This is a genomic window from Streptomyces sp. A0958 (assembly GCF_004795035.1).
In the GTDB taxonomy this organism is placed as follows: domain Bacteria; phylum Actinomycetota; class Actinomycetes; order Streptomycetales; family Streptomycetaceae; genus Streptomyces.
Genome location: NZ_SSBK01000003.1, coordinates 49,213 through 66,286, shown reverse-complemented (window position 1 = coordinate 66,286; position 17,074 = coordinate 49,213). Strand labels below are relative to the sequence as shown.

The 17,074-nt window shown below is 70.5% G+C and carries 16 protein-coding genes; 12 read left to right on the top strand and 4 right to left on the bottom strand.

Features of this window, described 5'->3' with window-relative positions:
- The first annotated feature begins 1 nt into the window (after position 1).
- The 7 genes from E6P78_RS04070 to E6P78_RS04040 all read left to right on the top strand — a co-directional run bounded on the left by E6P78_RS04070 (position 2) and on the right by E6P78_RS04040 (position 6,510).
- Entirely contained in the window at positions 2 to 1,597 is a 1,596-nt protein-coding gene (locus E6P78_RS04070) for an AMP-binding protein (protein ID WP_136202109.1), read from the top strand.
- A gap of 859 nt (positions 1,598 to 2,456) precedes the next feature.
- Positions 2,457 to 3,200 carry a DUF6879 family protein gene (locus E6P78_RS04065; RefSeq protein ID WP_136202108.1) on the top strand — a complete coding sequence of 248 codons (744 nt, stop codon included), beginning with the start codon at positions 2,457 to 2,459 and terminating at the stop codon, positions 3,198 to 3,200.
- Positions 3,197 to 4,045 carry a helix-turn-helix transcriptional regulator gene (locus tag E6P78_RS04060; RefSeq protein WP_168712557.1) on the top strand — a complete coding sequence of 283 codons (849 nt, stop codon included), beginning with the start codon at positions 3,197 to 3,199 and terminating at the stop codon, positions 4,043 to 4,045. The genes E6P78_RS04065 and E6P78_RS04060 overlap by 4 nt, the downstream gene beginning before the upstream one ends.
- A gap of 120 nt (positions 4,046 to 4,165) precedes the next feature.
- Positions 4,166 to 4,582 (top strand): hypothetical protein, encoded by a 417-nt coding sequence (locus E6P78_RS04055; protein WP_136202106.1) that lies wholly within the window; start codon positions 4,166 to 4,168, stop codon positions 4,580 to 4,582.
- A gap of 13 nt (positions 4,583 to 4,595) precedes the next feature.
- Positions 4,596 to 5,243 carry a hypothetical protein gene (locus E6P78_RS04050; protein WP_136202105.1) on the top strand — a complete coding sequence of 216 codons (648 nt, stop codon included), beginning with the start codon at positions 4,596 to 4,598 and terminating at the stop codon, positions 5,241 to 5,243.
- Positions 5,207 to 6,058, top strand: coding sequence for a hypothetical protein (locus tag E6P78_RS04045; protein ID WP_136202104.1), 852 nt, complete (start codon positions 5,207 to 5,209; stop codon positions 6,056 to 6,058). Before E6P78_RS04050 ends, E6P78_RS04045 begins: the two co-directional genes overlap by 37 nt.
- Complete coding sequence (locus E6P78_RS04040; protein WP_206307713.1) at positions 6,055 to 6,510, top strand: GNAT family N-acetyltransferase; 456 nt, start codon at positions 6,055 to 6,057, stop codon at positions 6,508 to 6,510. Before E6P78_RS04045 ends, E6P78_RS04040 begins: the two co-directional genes overlap by 4 nt.
- 120 nt (positions 6,511 to 6,630) lie before the next feature.
- On the opposite strand, the gene E6P78_RS04035 is transcribed toward E6P78_RS04040, so the two are convergent.
- A complete protein-coding gene (locus E6P78_RS04035; RefSeq protein WP_240799039.1) occupies positions 6,631 to 6,978 on the bottom strand; it encodes a hypothetical protein in 348 nt (115 codons plus the stop codon).
- 96 nt (positions 6,979 to 7,074) lie between these two features.
- Positions 7,075 to 7,341 (bottom strand): hypothetical protein, encoded by a 267-nt coding sequence (locus E6P78_RS04030; protein ID WP_136202103.1) that lies wholly within the window; start codon positions 7,339 to 7,341, stop codon positions 7,075 to 7,077.
- A 227-nt stretch (positions 7,342 to 7,568) separates the two neighbouring features.
- Here E6P78_RS04030 and E6P78_RS04025 point away from each other — a divergent pair, with 227 nt between their 5' ends.
- The 3 genes from E6P78_RS04025 (at position 7,569) to E6P78_RS04015 (ending at position 12,068) form a co-directional block, all read left to right on the top strand.
- Positions 7,569 to 9,197 (top strand): MFS transporter, encoded by a 1,629-nt coding sequence (locus E6P78_RS04025; protein ID WP_136202102.1) that lies wholly within the window; start codon positions 7,569 to 7,571, stop codon positions 9,195 to 9,197.
- Between the two features lie 241 nt (positions 9,198 to 9,438).
- Positions 9,439 to 10,821, top strand: coding sequence for a lysine 2,3-aminomutase (locus E6P78_RS04020; RefSeq protein ID WP_136202101.1), 1,383 nt, complete (start codon positions 9,439 to 9,441; stop codon positions 10,819 to 10,821).
- The gene (locus E6P78_RS04015; RefSeq protein ID WP_136202100.1) at positions 10,818 to 12,068 is read left to right on the top strand and encodes an aminotransferase class I/II-fold pyridoxal phosphate-dependent enzyme; all 1,251 of its coding nucleotides are present in this window, start codon (positions 10,818 to 10,820) and stop codon (positions 12,066 to 12,068) included. Before E6P78_RS04020 ends, E6P78_RS04015 begins: the two co-directional genes overlap by 4 nt.
- Positions 12,069 to 12,175: 107 nt before the next feature.
- On the opposite strand, the gene E6P78_RS04010 is transcribed toward E6P78_RS04015, so the two are convergent.
- Positions 12,176 to 12,445 carry a phosphopantetheine-binding protein gene (locus tag E6P78_RS04010; RefSeq protein WP_136202099.1) on the bottom strand — a complete coding sequence of 90 codons (270 nt, stop codon included), beginning with the start codon at positions 12,443 to 12,445 and terminating at the stop codon, positions 12,176 to 12,178.
- A 73-nt stretch (positions 12,446 to 12,518) separates the two neighbouring features.
- On the opposite strand from E6P78_RS04010, the gene E6P78_RS04005 reads away from it, so the two are divergent.
- A complete protein-coding gene (locus tag E6P78_RS04005) occupies positions 12,519 to 14,138 on the top strand; it encodes an AMP-binding protein (protein WP_346765551.1) in 1,620 nt (539 codons plus the stop codon).
- Positions 14,139 to 14,334: 196 nt separating this feature from the next.
- The gene (locus E6P78_RS03995; protein ID WP_136202098.1) at positions 14,335 to 15,930 is read left to right on the top strand and encodes a PQQ-binding-like beta-propeller repeat protein; all 1,596 of its coding nucleotides are present in this window, start codon (positions 14,335 to 14,337) and stop codon (positions 15,928 to 15,930) included.
- Positions 15,931 to 16,039: 109 nt separating this feature from the next.
- Here the strand turns inward: E6P78_RS03995 and E6P78_RS03990 are convergent, their stop codons facing one another.
- On the bottom strand, positions 16,040 to 17,005 hold the full coding sequence (locus tag E6P78_RS03990; protein WP_136202097.1) for an ACP S-malonyltransferase: 966 nt from the start codon (positions 17,003 to 17,005) through the stop codon (positions 16,040 to 16,042).
- Between the last annotated feature and the right edge of the window lie 69 nt (positions 17,006 to 17,074).

Here is a 17,074-nt window from a genome sequence, read left to right as displayed (position 1 = left end):
GATGAGCCTGAGCACGGAGCACCCGGCGGCGGTGGGCGCGCCGGCCGAGCGCATCCACGAATTCATGCTGGCGGCGGCCCGCACCGCCCCGGACAGCCCGGCCGCCTGGGAGGCGGCGGAGGACGGCTCGCACCGGGTGCTGAGCTACCGCCGACTGGAGCGCAGGGCCCACGACTACGCCGTCACCCTGGACTCGCTCGGCCTCGACATCGGCGACCGGGTCATCCTGGAGACCGACAACTCGGCGTCGGCCGTGGCCGCGCTGCTCGCCTGCTCGATGCTCGGGCTCACCTTCATCCCGGTGAGCCCCGAGGTCCCCGACCCCCGGTTGCGGGCGATCATCGACACCGCCGGTCCCGCCCTGCACCTCCAGACGGTGAAGGGCAGCCGCGAGGGCATACCGGACTCCCTCGGCACGGCCCGCTTCGGCCCGGAGGGGGTGAGTGTGGAGCGCGTCCCGGTGGCGCGCACCCGGCACCGCCGCGATGCGGTCTCCACCGACGCCGCGTACATGATCTTCACCTCGGGCACCACGGGCCGCCCGAAGGGCGTGGTCATGAGCCACCGGGGGGTGCTCTCCTTCTACCGGGGCATGCTGCGGCAGAACATCGTCACGCCGCAGGACCGGCTCGCGACGACATCCCCGCTCCAGTTCGACTTCGCACTGCTCGACATCGGCCTGGCCCTCGGCTCGGGCGCCCAGCTCATTCCCGTACCGCGCGAACTCATGCACTGGCCGCGCCGGTTCCTGCGCTTCCTCGCGGACACGGGCGCCACCCAGGTCGACGGAGTGCCGTCCATCTGGCGCCCGGTCCTGCGCCACGAGCCGACGGGCCTCGCGGCGCTGTCCGGACAGATACGCGGAGTGCTGTTCTCGGGCGAGGCGTTCCCCCTCCCCGAACTCCGTCAACTGCAAACGCTGCTGGGCCAGGTCCGGGTGGTGAACTGCTTCGGCCCGACCGAGGCGATGGCGTTCTCGCTCACCGATGTGCCCAACCCCCTCCCCGAGGGCGTCGACAAACTCTCCATCGGCTTCGCCTACCCGGGCGCCGAGATGCTGCTCCTGGACGAGGAGGGCCGTCCCGTCGAGAAGCCGGGCGAGGTGGGCGAGATCCACCTGCGCGGCCCGTCCCTCTTCACCGGCTACTGGGACGACCCCGAGGCCACCAGGTCCGTGCTCGTCCCCGACCCCCTCAACCCGCAGTCGGGCCAGGTCGTCTACAAGTCGAGCGACCTCGCCTACCGGGGCGAGAGCGGCGAGCTGTACTTCGTCGGCCGCTCCGACCTCCAGGTCAAGATGCGCGGCAACCGCGTCGAACTGGGCGAGATCGAGCGCCGGCTCCTGGAGTTCCCGGGCGTGGAGGCGGCGGCGGTCGTGGTCCGCCCGCGCCCCGACGAGGACCCGGAGCTGTACGCGTACGTGGTCCCCGGCCGCGGCTTCGACGCCCAGCCGGTGGCGGTGAGCGCCTTCTGCAAGGAGACGCTGCCCGACTACATGGTGCCCCGCAAGGTCGCCCTGGTGCCGTCGCTGCCGCTCACCCCGAACGGCAAGACGGACCGGCGGGCGCTGGCGGCGCGGGTGGCGGGGGAGGGCTGAGAGGCAGTAGCCCGCTCCCACAGAAATGCCGAAGCTAGAGGCCCGTCCGGCCCTGATCCGCCGGACGGGCCCCAGCCGCGTAATACGCCCGCAGCGCGGCCTCAGGGTCGATACGCCCGGGCCGTCGAGCTGGTCGAGGTAGAGCGCGCGGCCGGCCATGGTCCATCACCAGGGCGAGGGTCGAACCGGTGACCAGGGAGCCAGTGCCCGTGGCGAACCGGCCGTCGTCTGCCCGCAGCTGAAGGCCGGCCGCGCGGGTACGGTCGGCGACGGTGAAATCACGACGGCGAAGAAGTCGGCTACGGGCGTCAGCGCGTCGATGCTCGGCCCTGGGGAAGCCCAGTGGGCGGCGGATGTCCTGGGCGTGCACGACCACCTCCCCGAGGTAGGCCGGGGTGTGCCCCGATGGTGCGGTAGTGCTGCTGATGATGGCCACGGTCCGGTGGTTGCTTTCACGAGCGCCAGTTGGTCCTTGTTCGTCGCTGCGGCGAATGAAGCCCCGTTGTCGGTTGGTCCAGCACGATTCTGACTGCATGTACCGGCGGAAGTGGCGGGTCGCTAATGACCTTCCTGCGCGGCAGGAGCCGCGAGAGGCGCCGGGCGGAGACGCTGACGCCTCCACGACCACCCGTCGAAGTCGCGGTCTGGCTCCACACATCGGCGGGCCAGGTCCTGGGCGTGTCCCGTCCCTCAGCGCACGCTCCCGGCCCGGCCCTGGCAAGCACCGGGGCAACCGTAGTCGCCGCAGTGGCGCCTGCGGTCGGCCGACCCAGCCGCAGGACGTTTGGCGAGAATCGGACTACCAGACACATCATCGAGAGGGGAAACTTTGAGAAATCCCTTCCCGGAGGAGAACGCCATGCGGCTACGGTTCGTCGGTAGCACCAGTGGCGGCGGCGGATGCCCGTCGGTCTACGAGACCGACCGGGGTACCGTTGTTGTCCAAGGCTGGAAGATCCACCCGGATGACCAGGCGTACGGAGACGTGCGGGACGTGGCCGACAACGAGGACATTCTCGAAGTGCCCCGAGATCTACTGGAACGGTTTGCCCCGAGGCATGCGGCCGACGTTCCTGAGCTCGTCAGTGGCGCCGCGTTCGACGAGCTGTTCACCAACTTCGAGCACACGGCCCGTCGGCTGGAGACTCGTACGCACTACGACATCGAGAACGAACGCGAGTCCTTCACGCAGTTCCTCAACGGCGAAGAGGTCGATCTCGCCTGGTTCTCCCCGTGGCTCGACACCATGCGCGAGCAGACCGCGGCCGGGAAGATCGTGGCCCGGGTCCGTATCGTGCCGCCGGAACTGACGGACTACCTGCGGTACGAACTCCACCTCGCGGAGAGCAACACCGCTGCGGGCGAGGACATCCGATATCTGAACCGGGAGACCGCCAACCGGTTCGTGTTGCCCGACCGGGACTTCTGGCTGTTCGATTCGCACACCCTCGCAGTCCTGCACTTCACCGACGAAGGTCATCTGCTCGGGGCAGAGATCATCACCGACCCCGCAGTCGTCGTTGAGCACGCCCGCTGGCTCGACGCTGCATTTCACTACGCCCAGCCCTTCCGGGAGTTCGTCAAGGAGCATCCGCCGCGTTGAGCATCGCACGAAAGGGCGTCCACGAAGCCCGAGAAGAATTGGGCGGACGCCTTCGTGCCATCCGTGCGGCCGCCGACATCGACGGTCGCACGCTGGCGCAGCGTCTGGGCTGGCCGCCGAGCAAGGTCTCCAAGATCCAGCTCGGCCGCCAGGGTCCGACCGTCGGCGACATCACGGCCTGGACAGATGCCTGTGGAGCGCCCGAGGCAGCAGCCGAGCTGCTGGTGCTGTTGCGCGACCTGGACAGCCGGTACGCGGAATGGCGGCGGCAGCTGCGGGAAGGACACGCGGTAGTCCAGCGGTCGTGGGCAGAGACGGAAGCAGCCGCCAACACCATCCGCGCGTTCGAACCGTGCTGGATTCCCGGCCTCTTACAGACGGCCGACTACGCCGCCGCCCGCTTCCGCGAGCATGCCCGCCTGAACGGCAGCCCACCGGATACAGACGCCGCCGTCGCCGCGCGCCTGGCCCGGCAAGAAGTGCTGTACTCGCCCGGCCGCAAACGGTGGCACATCCTGTTGACGGAAGCGGCGCTGCTGTACGGACTCGCGCCGATCCCGGTGATGCGTGCACAGATCGACCGATTGGTCTCCGCGAGCACCCTGCCGGCGATGCGGCTCGGCATCGTCCCGCTGAGGGCCCGGCTTCCCGTCTCGCCCGTCCACGGCTTCTGGATCTTCGATGGCCAACAGGTGATCGTCGAGGTCGTCAGCGCCGAACTCCGGTTGGGGCTGCCCGAGGAGGTCGCCCAGTACCGGAAGGTCTTCGACCTGCTGGCGCAGAGCGCACTGTACGACGCCGAAGCCCGGCATCTGCTCACGGCAGCTGCCGAAAGCTGGCTCTGAGAAATAGTCAGAAATCTCATTGCTGCCCCCTTGCTCTTGCATCACCTTGGTTACTGGAACGGCGTTAACGGCCACGCAGCGTGGTGGCGAGGCGTCGGAGTTCAGCCATAGGAGGGGCACATGAGCATCACGGACACCAGCGTGCAGCTGGATGAGCTGGGCAAGTTCTTCGCCGTCACCGCGCGCCGGTTCGACGACGGCCAGGCCGCGCCGGAGATGTTCAGCACGGCGGTCGACGCCGCGTGGCACCAGCTTGCCGAGGACCCACAGGCGCACAGCGCGTTCACCGCCAAGCACGCGGGCCGAGAGCTGGCCCACGCCGAGACATCCGGGCGTGGCCTCATTGCCTGGGTGGCGGCCTACGAGGAGGCGTACGGTCCGCTGCCGGGCATCTGGTTCACCGCCGCCGACGGCAGCCTCGACACCGCTGCGCTCGCCACCTACCGGGAGACCGGCCGCGTGGTCGCGGAGTGGAACTGCTCCCCGGCACCGAGCGACGGCGACGGCAACACGCTGGCGGCCGGCACCAAGCGGTGATCCGTTGATCGCCATGCACGCCGACGGAGCGTCCCGGCCCACCGCCGGGGCGCTCCGTCTCGTCGAAGCCAGATCGGTGAACCCGACGTGCGGGGACGTGGGGAGCTATATCACCGCCATGTTCGAGCACTGCCCGTTCCTCGAAGCATCCACGGCGCGGGGCATGACCGGCTGGACCGTGTACGAGGTCGCCCCAGGAGCTCACCGGGACGCCGTGGAAGCCGAGTTGTTCTACGCCGGAGCGCAGGCGGCGGAATGGGTGAGGCCGCTGATGAGCCGTCGGCACGGCGCGCTCGCATGCGAGAACATCGCCATCATCGGCGACGCTGCGGACGCGGACCACGGTGAGCTGATGGCCTGGCCGCATTGGGCCCTCAAGCACCTCTACGGGCCGGTGGGGGTGATGTTCGGCAAGTTCGCCCGAGGAGTCCACGAGCGCGACAAGTCCGGCCGCAGCATCCCGCCCGCCCCGATCTCGTTCCTTCCGGTACGGGCGTCCGTCCGGTCACGTGATCCGCGGTTCCTGCATGACACCCCTGAGCTCGCACAGAGCCTGGCCGTGGCCGAGGACGACGGCTGCGACGTGTTCGAGCACGTCCCTTGTGACTGGAAGGCGGTACGGGCATGGGCGGCTTCGCTCCCTGTCCCCCGGAAGCGGTAGCGGCAGCGGAGAGCATCTGCGGCCCGGTCTCGCTGACGGAGATCACCAATCGGCGCAGTGCTGCGGTCTGGAAGGCTGTCGGCCCCCTCGGCGGGGCCGCGATCAAGGTCGGGCACGGCACCGACGGCGAAGGGGCCGAGATCACCGCGCGGGAAGCCGCAACGCTCGACGCCCTGCCCGAGTACACCGTCGTCGCCGGCCGCTCCGGCGCCGACGTCTGGTACGTCACGCCCTGGCTGGACGGCCCGTCCACCTGGGCCCTGTTCCGGCCGGTACGGGACGGCTCCGGTGTTCGCGCGACCCCTCTCGCCGGGGCGGTGTCGCTGTGCCGGGCGGTCGCCGACCTCCACGCCGTCGGGTGGGTGCACGGTGACCTGCAACCGGCCCACGGCATCCACATTGCCTCCGGCGTTAAGTTGATCGACTTCGCGTGGTCGTGGCGCGAGGGGACCGACCCGTGGTGGGAGTTCAACGGTGGCATCACGCACCTGGTCGCCCCGGAACTCGCCGCTTGGATCACCACAGGCCCGCAGCCGGTGACGCCTTCGCGCGCAGCGGACGTGTATGCCCTGGCCGGAGTGTTCTGGACCTGCGTCACGGGCCGATGGCCACTGGACTACGAGGCAGTCGGCGTCACCGTGGAGGACAGCAGCCCCGCTGAGTTGCGGAAGGCCATCACTGCGGGCGTCCCGCTGACGGACGCACGATGTTGGCCTCGGTTCCAGAGCGTCCTGGCCGACGTCCTGACTGCCCCCGCCGCAGACCGGCCCACGGCCGGTGAACTCGCCGAGAAGCTCGCGGAGGTGACCCCGTGAACGCGCGCCCGGCGTCCCCGGACGACGCCGAGGAGTTGGCTCGCATCCACGCCGAAATGGTGGGAGTCGACACCATCGGACCGTGGCGCGATCGGCTCGCCGATCACCTGCGCGAACACCTCGGCGGCGACCGGCTCGCCGCGTTCGTGGTCGACGATCCGGACGGCGGTCTCGCGGCCTGCGCGATCGGCCTCGTCCATCAAGGACTGCCGGGCCCCGATCACGCCGGGGTCTTCGGCCAGATTCAGACCGTCGTCACCGGGCGCCGGTTTCGTCGGCGCGGCTACGGCCGCGCCGTCACCAACGCGCTTGTGGACTGGCTGACCGGGCAGGGTTGCACACTGCTGAACCTAACGGCCAGCGAGGCGGGAAGGCCGCTGTACGCGTCGCTGGGCTTCACCCCGAACGCTCGGGCAATGCGCCTGGCTGGGAAGACGTACCACCGGGCATGACGTGGCCCAGGGAGAGTCATCGGCAGGACGAGAAGCCCTCACTGCCGCTCACCCCGAACGGCAAGACAGACCGGCGTGTATGGCGGCGCGGGTGCGGTCGGAGTGAGGAGCGGGTGTTCCTCACACCTTCTCGACCCGCACGGAGTGCCCCGCGAGAAGTTGATGCATGTCGTCCGTGCCGGATGTGAAGACGGTGGCCTGGGCGCCCTGCGCGGCTTCCCGCCCGGCGACAGCCGCCAGAACGGCGTCGATGGCGTACTTGTGCCCGTGCAGGCCGGCTGCCTGCAGCATGTCGCGGGCCATGGTGATCACCTGGGCATCCGTGTGTACGACGCGGATGCGGGACAGCGTCCAGTTCCACAGCGCCTGCCTCGACGCTTCGCGCGGGTCCCATGCCTCCAAGGTGGCGAGGGCCGAGGTGACGACGGGGATGTCGAGCCGAGGGGCCGTTTTGAGGAGCGCGGCCATTTCCCGGTTCGCCCTGGACCGCCTTGGAGAGCACCTCGGAGTCGAAGACGAAGACGCGCTGCCCTGGCCGGGACGACTTCGCTCGGATAGCTCGGCTCACGCGGCTTCGCCCGAAGCCGGCCGCTGCTCGTCATGCCAGTCGCCGATGGCGGCGATGCGGTCCGGTGCTGCCTGCTGCTCGTCGTCCGTCACAGTGCCGTGCTCTGCCTCGAGACGGTCGGCCAACTCGCGCAGTCGGTCCATCGCGTCCTGATGAGCGGCGGCGGCCGCGATGTAACCGGACACTCCCCGCGCGTCGACGCGCTCCTTGATCGATTGCACCGGCTCTTCCGGCACGGTGATGGTGATCTTCCTGGTTGCCATACTTCGAGCGTGGCACGCCCTGTGTGGTGTGGCCCGCTCTCCGGCCACCCGGCCCCGGCCCCTCTGCCCGGTCCCGACCCCTGTCACCGCCCCTGTGACGCGCCCCGCCCCCACCCCTATCCGACTCCCTGTTCCCACCCCTGTTCCCGTGCACGGAAGGCCCCTACGCGCGGGTACTTCCGTTCACTGAGACGTACGTCCCGTCCCCCCAACATTGGACCGTCTCCATGACCAGCTCCCAGAGCGAGAACGGCACTACCGGACCGGAGGCCAGAGCGGGCCGGAAGGAATGGATCGCCCTCGGCGTTCTGCTCCTGCCCGTGCTGCTCGTCTCCATGGACCTGACCGTCCTCTACTTCGCGATCCCCTCCATCAGTGAGGACCTGCGGCCGTCCAGCGGGCAGCAGCTGTGGATGATCGACATCTACGGCTTCGTGCTCGCCGGGGTGCTGCTCACCATGGGCGCCCTCGGTGACCGGATCGGGCGCCGGCGGCTCCTGCTGATCGGTGCCGTGGTCTTCGGTGCCGGTTCGCTGCTCGCGGCGTACGCCAACAGCCCCGAGATGGTGATCAGCGCGCGGGCGTTCCAGGGCATCGGCGGTGCGACGCTGATGCCGTCGACGCTGGCGCTGATCCGGAACCTGTTCCGGGAGCAGACCCAGCGGCGTACCGCCATCGCGGTGTGGTCGACGGGCATGGCCGCGGGTGCGGCGCTCGGGCCCGTGGTCAGCGGGGCGCTGCTCGCCGGGTTCTGGTGGGGGTCGGTGTTCCTGATCAACGTGCCCGTGATGGTGCTGCTCCTGGTCGCGGGGCCTTTCCTGCTGCCGGAGTTCAAGGACCCCACCGCCGGGAAGTTCGACCTGGTGAGCGCCGTGCTCTCGCTGGCCGCGATTTTGCCCGTCGTCTACGGGTTCAAGAAGATCGCCGTGGACGGGTTCACCGTGCCGTACGTCGTCGCGATCGTCGTCGGGCTCGCCTTCGTACCGGTGTTCCTGCGCCGCCAGCGCACCAGCGCCGACCCGATGATCGACGTCTCGCTGTTCCGCAACCGGGCCTTCGGCGCCTCGGTGACCGTCAACATGCTGGCCTGCTTCACCCTCGTCGGGTACTCGCTCTTCTCCACCCAGTACATGCAGTCCGTCCTCGGGATGAGCGCCCTGAAGTCCGCGCTGTGGACGATCCCCGGCACCATCGCGGTCGGCGCCGTCGTGCCGGTCGCCACCGTCCTGGTCCGGACGATCCGGCCGGCCGTCATCATCGCCAGCGGCTTCGGGCTGGCCACGGTCGCGCTGCTGATGCTCACCCAGGTGCCCGAGAAGGACGGCCTGGTGCTGATCCTGATCGGCATCATCGCGCTCGCCGTGGGCCTGACCCCGGTCCTCACCCTGGTCACCGAACTCGTCGTCGGCCAGGTGCCGCCGGAGCGCGCCGGTACCGCGTCCGCGCTGCTCCAGACCTGTCAGGAGCTGGGCGGCGCCCTCGGGGTCGCCGTCCTCGGCAGCATCGGCGCCACCGCCTACCGCAACAGCAGCGCGCTGGACGACCCGGCCGGGGTGCCGGCCGACGCGCTGGACCAGGCGCGCGAGACGATCGGCGGCGCCCTCGCGGCGGCGGGCCGGCTGCCCGGCGAGGCGGGCGGGAACCTGGTCGACGCGGCCCGTGCGGCCTTCACCACCGAGGTGCACGCCGCGTCCATCGCGGGCGCGGTCGTGATGGCCGGGGCGGCCGTGGTGGCGCTCGTCGGGCTGCGCTCCGTCAAGCAGGACAACGCCAAGGCCGCCGAGCCGGCGGCGGACGAGGCGTCGGCGCAGCCGTCGAAGGCCGGCGCGCAGGAGCCCGGCACCGGGCTCGCGTAACACCGCCCGACCCGCACCCCTCAGGGGTCCGAAAGCAGCCGTCCAGGAGCGCGTCCCCCGTCGCTCCTGGGCGGCTTCGCCATGCCCGTAACCGCCGGGAACAGGCCCAGGGGTGGGCCTGCGTCGTAAGGGTCCGGCTGGGGTCGGTTCTGGGGTCCGGTGGCCGATTCGCGTCCCTAGCATCGCATCGTGTTCGAGCAGACGCTCGAACTGCCGGGCATCAGGCTGGAGGAATATCCGCATGTCCCTGCTGGCAACCGATCCTGCCGAGGCGGCACGGTTCCGCGCCTTCGGTCCACGGCAGCTCGATGAGATCGCCGACCGCCACGGCCTGCCCGCCGACATACGGGAGACCGTCCGGCTCGTGTCGATGGTGCTGCCCTTCCGGGTCAACGAGTACGTCCTGTCGCAGCTGATCGACTGGGACCGCATCCCGGAGGACCCCATGTTCCAACTGGTCTTCCCCCAGAAGGGAATGCTGACCGAACAGAACGAGCGGGATCTCGCCACCCTCTCCGCCGACCCGGCCCGGAAGGTCGCCCTGCGCGCCCTGGTGCAGCAGATCCGCGGGCGGCTCAACCCGCACCCCTCCGGGCAGAAGGAGCTGAACGTCCCCACCCGCGAGGGCGTCGAGATCCCCGGACTCCAGCACAAGTACCGCGAGACGGTCCTGTACTTCCCGAGCCAGGGCCAGACCTGCCACTCGTACTGCACCTACTGCTTCCGCTGGGCCCAGTTCGTCGGTGACTCCGAACTGCGCTTCGCCGCCCCCGACCCGCGCGGTCTCGTCTCCTACCTGGAGGCCCACCCGGACTCCTGCGACGTGCTCGTCACCGGCGGCGACCCGATGGTGATGTCCACCGCACGGCTGCGCACCCACCTGGAGCCGCTGCTCTCCCTGGAGAGCGTGCGGACCATCAGGATCGGTACGAAGTCCGTGGCGTACTGGCCGCAGCGCTACGTCACCGACCCGGACGCGGACGACGTCCTGCGGCTGTTCGAGAAGATCGTCGCCACCGGCCGCAACCTCGCCGTGATGGCCCACTTCAGCCACCCGCGCGAACTGGAGACCGACCTCGCGAAGCGGGCCGTCGCCCGCATCCGGGCCACCGGCGCGCTGGTCTACTGCCAGGCGCCGCTGATCGCCAAGGTCAACGACGATCCGGACGTGTGGAGCCGGATGTGGCGGGCGGAACTCGCCGCCGGCGCCGTCCCGTACTACATGTTCGTGGAGCGCGACACCGGCCCGCACGACTACTTCCGGGTCCCCCTCGCGCGGGCGGCGGAGATCTACCGGGACGCCTACGCCACCCTGCCAGGACTGGCCCGCACCGTCCGGGGCCCGGTGATGTCCGCGACCCCCGGCAAGGTGGCCGTGGACGGGGTCATCGAGAGGGACGAGGGGCTGTTCTTCCAGCTGCGCATGGCGCAGGCCCGCGACGCCTCGCTCGTCGGACGCCCCTTCCTCGCCCACTACGACGCCGACGCCGCCTGGCTGGACGAGCTGCGCCTCGACCGCTCGGTGCCCGCCGACATCGCCCGCGCGATCGCCGGACCCGCCTGGTCGCGCGAGCCCGAACTCTTCGGCAGCCGGGCCGCGGCCGGGGTGGGGAGCCAGGCATGAGCGGCATGCGGATGTCCCCGAACCTGGCGCTCAACCAGCTGGTCGCGGAGCGGCAGGCGGCCGGCGAGCGGATCGTCCACCTCGGCTTCGGCGAATCCCGGCTGCCCGCCTTCGCACCGCTCGTGGAACGCCTCGCCGCGGGAGCCAGGCGCAACGCCTACGGTCCGGTGGCCGGTTCGCCCGGCGTACGGGCCGCCGTCGCCGGGTACTTCGACCGGCGTCGCCTGCCCACGACACCGGACCGGATCGTGGTCGCCCCGGGCAGCAAGCCGCTGCTCATGGCCGTCGACCTGACGGTCCCCGGCGATGTGCTGCTGCCCCGCCCGGCGTGGAACACCTACGCCCCGCAGGCCCGGCTCGCCGGCAAGCACCCGATCGCCGTGCCGATCCCCGAGGAGTGCGGCGGGGTCCCGGACCCCGCCCTGCTGCGCGAGCACATCCGGGCCGCCCGGACCCTCGGCCACGACCCGCGGATCATGGTCCTGACCCTGCCGGACAACCCGACCGGCACCCTCGCCCCGCCGGCGATGATCCGCGAGCTGTGCGCGATCGCCGAGGAGGAGGACCTGCTCATCGTCTCGGACGAGATCTACCGGGACGTCATGCACGACCCGGACGCCCCCTACCTCAGCCCCGCCGAGGTGGCGCCCGCCCGCACCGTCGTCTGCACCGGCCTCAGCAAGTCCCTGGCCCTGGGCGGCTGGCGCATCGGCGCGGCCCGCTTCCCCGAGGGCCCGTGGGGCGAGCGGATACGCGCCGGGGTCGCCTCCGTGGCCAGCGAGATCTGGTCGACCCTGCCGGGGCCGATGCAGGAGGTCGCGGAGTACGCCTTCGGGGAGCCCGAGGAGATCCGGGAGCGGCTGCGGGCCAGTGCCCGGCTGCACGGGGCCGTCGCCCGCGAGGTCCACCGCATCGTCGTCGGCGCCGGGGCCCGCTGCCGGCCGCCCACCGGGGCGTTCTACGTCTACCCGGACTTCGAGCCGGTCCGCGAGGAGCTGGGCAAGCACGAGGTGACCGACTCGGCGTCGCTGTCCCGGCGGATGCTGGACCTGGGCACCGCCGTCCTCGCCGGGCACCTGCTCGGCGACGAGCCCGGGGCGCTGCGCTTCAAATGCGCCACCAGCATGCTCTACGGCGAGAACGCCGAGCAGCAGGAAACGGCGCTGGCGGCCGATGACCCGGTCGCGCTGCCCCATGTCCGGTCGGTGCTCGACCGTATCGAGGAAAGCTTCCAGCACCTCTTATGACGTGTATGGCGTGTACGGCGTGTGTGACGTGTATGACGCGTCCTGCAACGGGAGCGGCCCGACTCGGATATTGAATCCTTGTCGGGCCGGGCGGTGGGTCCGCTTTCTCACGCGGCGGTTTCCGTCTTGGTTATCAGAGTATTCCAGAGGATGTCCGGGCTGGCGAAATTCTCCAGCTTGAGCGCGTCATCCAGGAAGCGCACGCAATAGGCGCTCTCCAGTGCGGCGAGCAGCTCGACCGTGCCCATCGAGTCCAGTCCGAGGTCCTTGAGCCGGGAATCGTCGGACAGTTTTTCGCCCGGCGAGAGATAGGGCAGGAACGGGCGGATGACGGCCTCGAAGGTTTCGTCCCAGGTGTGATTCGTGAGTTCTGGCATAAGGGAATGATGAGGGCGTCCGCCGACGGCTGTCAATGTGTCCCCGAAATGTGCCGGGAAATGAGGAGGGGAAATGGAATCAATGGCGTCACAGGCGCTTCACGCACGTTTCCTGCGGGGCCTGGAGAAATCCCCGGGCGGGGTGGCCGTCCGTGTGGGCGGGGACACCGTCGACTACACGACGGCCCATGAGACGGCCCTGGCCTGGGCGGGCGCGCTGCTGGCCGCCCCCGGCGGACCGCCGAAGGCCGTCGGCATCCTGACCGGCCGCAGCACCATCGCGTACGTCGCCATCCTGGCCAGCCTGTACGCGGGGCTGCCGGCGGTACCGGTCCCCGCCGACTTCCCGGCCGGGAAGGTCGTCGCGATGCTCGGCGCGGCCGAGGTCTCCGCCCTGGTCGTGGACGAGGAGGGCGCGGCGCTGCTGGCCGGGGGTACGGGAGCGGAGCTGGGCGGCCTGCCCGTGCTGGCGCCCCACCTCGGGGAGGACGGGGCCCGGGTGCTCGCCGAGGGCACCGGGCTGCGGGCGCTGTTCGCCGGCCCGGACACCGCGCTGGCGGAGCCCAGGAGCGCGGCGCCCGAGGACGTGGCGTACATCCTGTTCACCTCGGGCTCCACCGGCCGCCCCAAGGGGGTCCGGCTCACCCACGGGAACATGGCGCACTACTTCGCGCTGATGGACGCCTGGTACGACTTCACCGCCGACGACGTCTTCTCCCAGGCCGCGGGCCTCAACTGGGACTCCGCGGTCTCGGACCTGTGGTGCGCCTGGGCGGCCGGTGCCCCGCTTGTATCGGTCCCCCCGCACGCCTACCGCGACCTGCCCGGATTCGTCTCCGAGCACGGCATCACCGTGTGGTTCTCGGCGCCGAGCGTGATCTCGCTGTCCCGGCGCACCGGCCGGCTGCTGCCCGGGACGATGCCCTCGCTGCGCTGGACGTACTTCGGCGGCGAGGCCCTGCAGTTCGAGGACACCGACGCCTGGCAGCGGGCCGCGCCGAACTCGGCGGTGATCAACGTCTACGGCCCGACCGAGATGACGATCACCACCCACCGCCACCGCTGGTCGCCCGAGGAGTCGACCCGGCTCGGCGTCAACGGAGTCGTCCCGCTGGGCCTGCTCCACGACGGCCATGCCGAGCTGCTGCTCGACGAGCGGGGCGAGGAGGCGGCGGACGAGGGCGAACTGTGGCTCGCGGGCCCGCAGTTGTCGGCCGGCTACCTCGACCCGGAGGACGGGGCCGGCAAGTACCTGGAGCAGGACGGCGTGCGCTGGTACCGCACCGGGGACCGGGTGCGCCGACTGGCCGGCGGTGAGCTGGTCTACCTGGGCCGGATGGACTCGCAGGTCCAGGTGCAGGGCTACCGCGTCGAGCTGGCCGAGGTGGAGCACGCGCTGCGCGCCGCGTCACCGGTCTCCGGGGCGGTCGTGGTCGGCGTACCGGTGGCGAACAGCACCGAACTGGTCGCCTTCTACCTCGGTGAGGAGCGTGCGCCGAGGGAGTTCCACCGCGACCTGGCACCCGTGCTGCCGCCGCAGCTGATCCCGCGCCACTACCACCGCCTGGACGAGTTCCCCCTCAACACCAACAAGAAGACCGACCGGCTGGCGCTCACCGCGCTCGCGGCCGAACGGCACGGCACGAAGGCGCCGGAGCCAGCGCCGGTGACCGCCCCCGCGCCCGCCGCGTGAACCCGGACCGGTAGCCCGAGGGCCGTCACGGCCCCCAAAGACCCCACAAGCATCACCAGAACGACAAGAACCACCGGCACCACAAGCATTACCAGCACCACAAGAACCACCAGCACCACCAGCAACGACAGCACCACCAGCACCACCAGCACCATCGACACCACCATCACCACCGTCCTCAGGAGGACAGTCAGTCATGTACTCAAGACCCTGGTCGCCGCGGAAGACGGCCCGCAGGTTCACTCTGTTCGCCGCCCTGGCGATGGCGGCCACCCTCGGTATGGCTCCGTCCAACGCCTGCGCGCCGAAGGCCGAGTGGCCGACCGGCGGGCACGACCTGAGCAACAGCCGCTCCGCCTCCCAGGAGCGGGCGATCACCAAGAACAACGTGAGCCGGCTGAAGGCCAAGTGGACGTTCGCCACCCACGGAGACGTGTCGGCGACCCCGGCGGTCGTCGGCGGTGCGGTGTACTTCCCCGACTGGGGCGGCTACCTGCACAAGGTGAACGCGAAGACCGGCAAGAAGATCTGGACGCACAAGGTCTCCGAGTACACCGGGAACCCGGACTCGGTCTCCCGGTCCAGCCCGACGGTCGTGAACGGCAAGGTCTACATAGCCGACTGGACCAAGGCCGTCCTGATGGCGGTCGACGCGAAGACCGGCAAGAAGGTCTGGACCCGCGAGATCGACACCCAGTACGCGGCCGTGCTGACCCAGTCGCCGGTCGTGCACAACGGGGTGATCTACCAGGGCGTCTCCTCCCGTGAGTCCGAGGGCGCCTACGACCCCACCTATCCCTGCTGCACCTTCCGCGGCAGCGTGAACGCGATCTCCGCGGCCACCGGCAAGGTGCTGTGGCGGCAGTTCACGACCCCGGACAACGGCGGCACGACCGGCGGCTACAGCGGTGTCGCCGTGTGGGGCACCCCGGCCCTGGACCCGTCGACCAACACCGTGTACTTCACCACCGGGAACAACTACACCGTCCCGCAGTCCGTCTCCGACTGCCAGACGGCCGGCGGCACCCCCGCCGAGTGCTACCAGGACGACAACTACGTCGACACCGTGCTGGCCCTGGACATGACCACGGGCCGCATCAAGTGGCACACCGGCGCCAAGCGGTTCGACGCCTGGAACACCGGCTGCCTGCCCGGTCTCCCGCCCAACAACTGCCCGCCGAACCCGGGCTACGACTACGACTTCGGTGACGGCGCCCACCTGTTCACCATCAAGGGCCCGAACGGCCGCCCCCGCAAGGTGATCGGCGCGGGTGAGAAGAGCGGCGAGTACTGGCTGATGGACGCCACCAACGGCGAGGTCATCTGGAGCGCGGCGGCCGGACCCGGCGGACACGTCGGCGGCATCGAGTGGGGCACGGCCAACGACGACAAGCGGATCTACATCGCCGAGGCCAACTTCAACAGGCTGGACTACCAGCTGGCCGACGGCACCACCACCACGCGCAGCTCCTTCGCCGCGCTCGACCCGCAGACCGGCGAGATCATCTGGCAGGTCGAGGACCGTACCGACGGACTCGCCTGGGGCGCCCTGACCGCCGCCAACGGCGTCGTCTTCGGCGGCTCCACCAGCGGCCACATGTACGCGCTGGACGCGGCGACCGGCGCCTACCTGTGGGAGTTCGTCGCCCCGTACTCCTCCAACGCGGGCCCGGCGGTCGTCGACGGCACCGTCTACTGGGGCAACGGCTACGCCCGGTTCGCCGACGGCGCCGGCACCACCGGCAGCAGCACCGAGGGCACGTTCTACGCCTTCACGGTGGACGGCAGGTAACGGACGGACGGAAGGGGCCGGTGCCTTCGCGGGCACCGGCCCCTTCGTCGTACGAGCCCCGAGTTCCGTCGTACGAGCCCCGAGTTCCGTCGTACGAGCCCCGAGTGGGTCAGGCCGCCACCGGCATCCGCCGCCGCACCGGCCGCATCGCCGACCTGGGCGTCACCGGCACCACCTCGAAGTTCCGTGTGGTGCACGCGACCCGGGTGAACAGCCCGTCCGCGCCGGACACGCAGAGCCGGCCCACCCCCGCCGCCTTCAGCGAGGCCACCACGTCCGGCCACCGCACCGTACGCACGAAGCCGTCGAGCAGCATCCCGCGCACGCCCGCACCCGTGGTCACCGTACGGCCGTCCTGGTCGGCGATCACCGGCAGCCGCGGGTCCGACCAGGTCAGCCCGGCGAAGATCTCCTCGTCCACCCGGTCGCGCAACCCGTCGAAGAGGTACGAGTGCATGGGCGGCTTCATCGTGTACATCGCCATCCCGCCGAGCGAGCGGATACGGCGCTGGAGCCAGTCCAGGACCGATTCGTGGACGGTCAGCATGGTGAAGTCGTGGTCCACGACACAGGCGATGTCGCTCCACTCGCCGCGCTCCTCCAGCTCCCTGCGCAGCTCCGACACGCCCTCCTCGTCCACCCGGGCGATCGACTGGGTGACCAGGGCGGGGTGCTCCCGGGCGAAGTAGTCCTCCATCGTCTCCGCCAGCCGGGCGGTCATCGTCACGGCGTCGCCGAAGTCGAGGACCCCGGAGTGGACGGCGGCGGCGCGGGCGCCGAAGCTCGGCCCCGTCACACAGGACGGGTCGATCTCCAGCCGCTCACCGGCCCAGCGCGCCAGGGCCAGGCAGTTCACCACGAAGGAGATCTGGCCGTAGAGGGAGTAGTCGCCCTCGGTCTCCTGGTAGCGGTCGGCCAGCCGGTAGCCGAGGGCGTCGTCCGCGAGCGCGTACAGCTCGCGCGCGTACGGGTTGACCAGCATGAAACGGGAGACCTCGGAGAAGGCCGTCGGCTGCATCCCGGGGAAGACGAGCGCCGTCCGCGTCGCCGGGGCGGGTTCGGTGTGAGTGTCCATGGGCCGAGGGTCACCCGTACCCCCTCCCTCGGGGCCACCCCTGCCACCCCCTGAGTTGGGGGGCGTGAA

Excerpts from the sequence above, each read along its gene's own strand:
- E6P78_RS04015 (WP_136202100.1), top strand. The coding sequence starts at position 10,818 with ATGAGCGGCATGCGGATGTCCCCGAACCTGGCGCTCAACCAGCTGGTC.
- E6P78_RS04005 (WP_346765551.1), top strand. The coding sequence starts at position 12,519 with ATGGAATCAATGGCGTCACAGGCGCTTCACGCACGTTTCCTGCGGGGC.
- E6P78_RS04025 (WP_136202102.1), top strand. The coding sequence starts at position 7,569 with ATGACCAGCTCCCAGAGCGAGAACGGCACTACCGGACCGGAGGCCAGA.
- E6P78_RS04055 (WP_136202106.1), top strand. The coding sequence starts at position 4,166 with ATGAGCATCACGGACACCAGCGTGCAGCTGGATGAGCTGGGCAAGTTC.
- E6P78_RS04070 (WP_136202109.1), top strand. The coding sequence starts at position 2 with ATGAGCCTGAGCACGGAGCACCCGGCGGCGGTGGGCGCGCCGGCCGAG.
- E6P78_RS04045 (WP_136202104.1), top strand. The coding sequence starts at position 5,207 with ATGGGCGGCTTCGCTCCCTGTCCCCCGGAAGCGGTAGCGGCAGCGGAG.
- E6P78_RS03990 (WP_136202097.1), bottom strand. The coding sequence starts at position 17,005 with ATGGACACTCACACCGAACCCGCCCCGGCGACGCGGACGGCGCTCGTC.
- E6P78_RS04010 (WP_136202099.1), bottom strand. The coding sequence starts at position 12,445 with ATGCCAGAACTCACGAATCACACCTGGGACGAAACCTTCGAGGCCGTC.
- E6P78_RS04035 (WP_240799039.1), bottom strand. The coding sequence starts at position 6,978 with ATGGCCGCGCTCCTCAAAACGGCCCCTCGGCTCGACATCCCCGTCGTC.
- E6P78_RS04030 (WP_136202103.1), bottom strand. The coding sequence starts at position 7,341 with ATGGCAACCAGGAAGATCACCATCACCGTGCCGGAAGAGCCGGTGCAA.
- E6P78_RS03995 (WP_136202098.1), top strand. The coding sequence starts at position 14,335 with ATGTACTCAAGACCCTGGTCGCCGCGGAAGACGGCCCGCAGGTTCACT.
- E6P78_RS04050 (WP_136202105.1), top strand. The coding sequence starts at position 4,596 with ATGCACGCCGACGGAGCGTCCCGGCCCACCGCCGGGGCGCTCCGTCTC.
- E6P78_RS04065 (WP_136202108.1), top strand. The coding sequence starts at position 2,457 with ATGCGGCTACGGTTCGTCGGTAGCACCAGTGGCGGCGGCGGATGCCCG.
- E6P78_RS04020 (WP_136202101.1), top strand. The coding sequence starts at position 9,439 with ATGTCCCTGCTGGCAACCGATCCTGCCGAGGCGGCACGGTTCCGCGCC.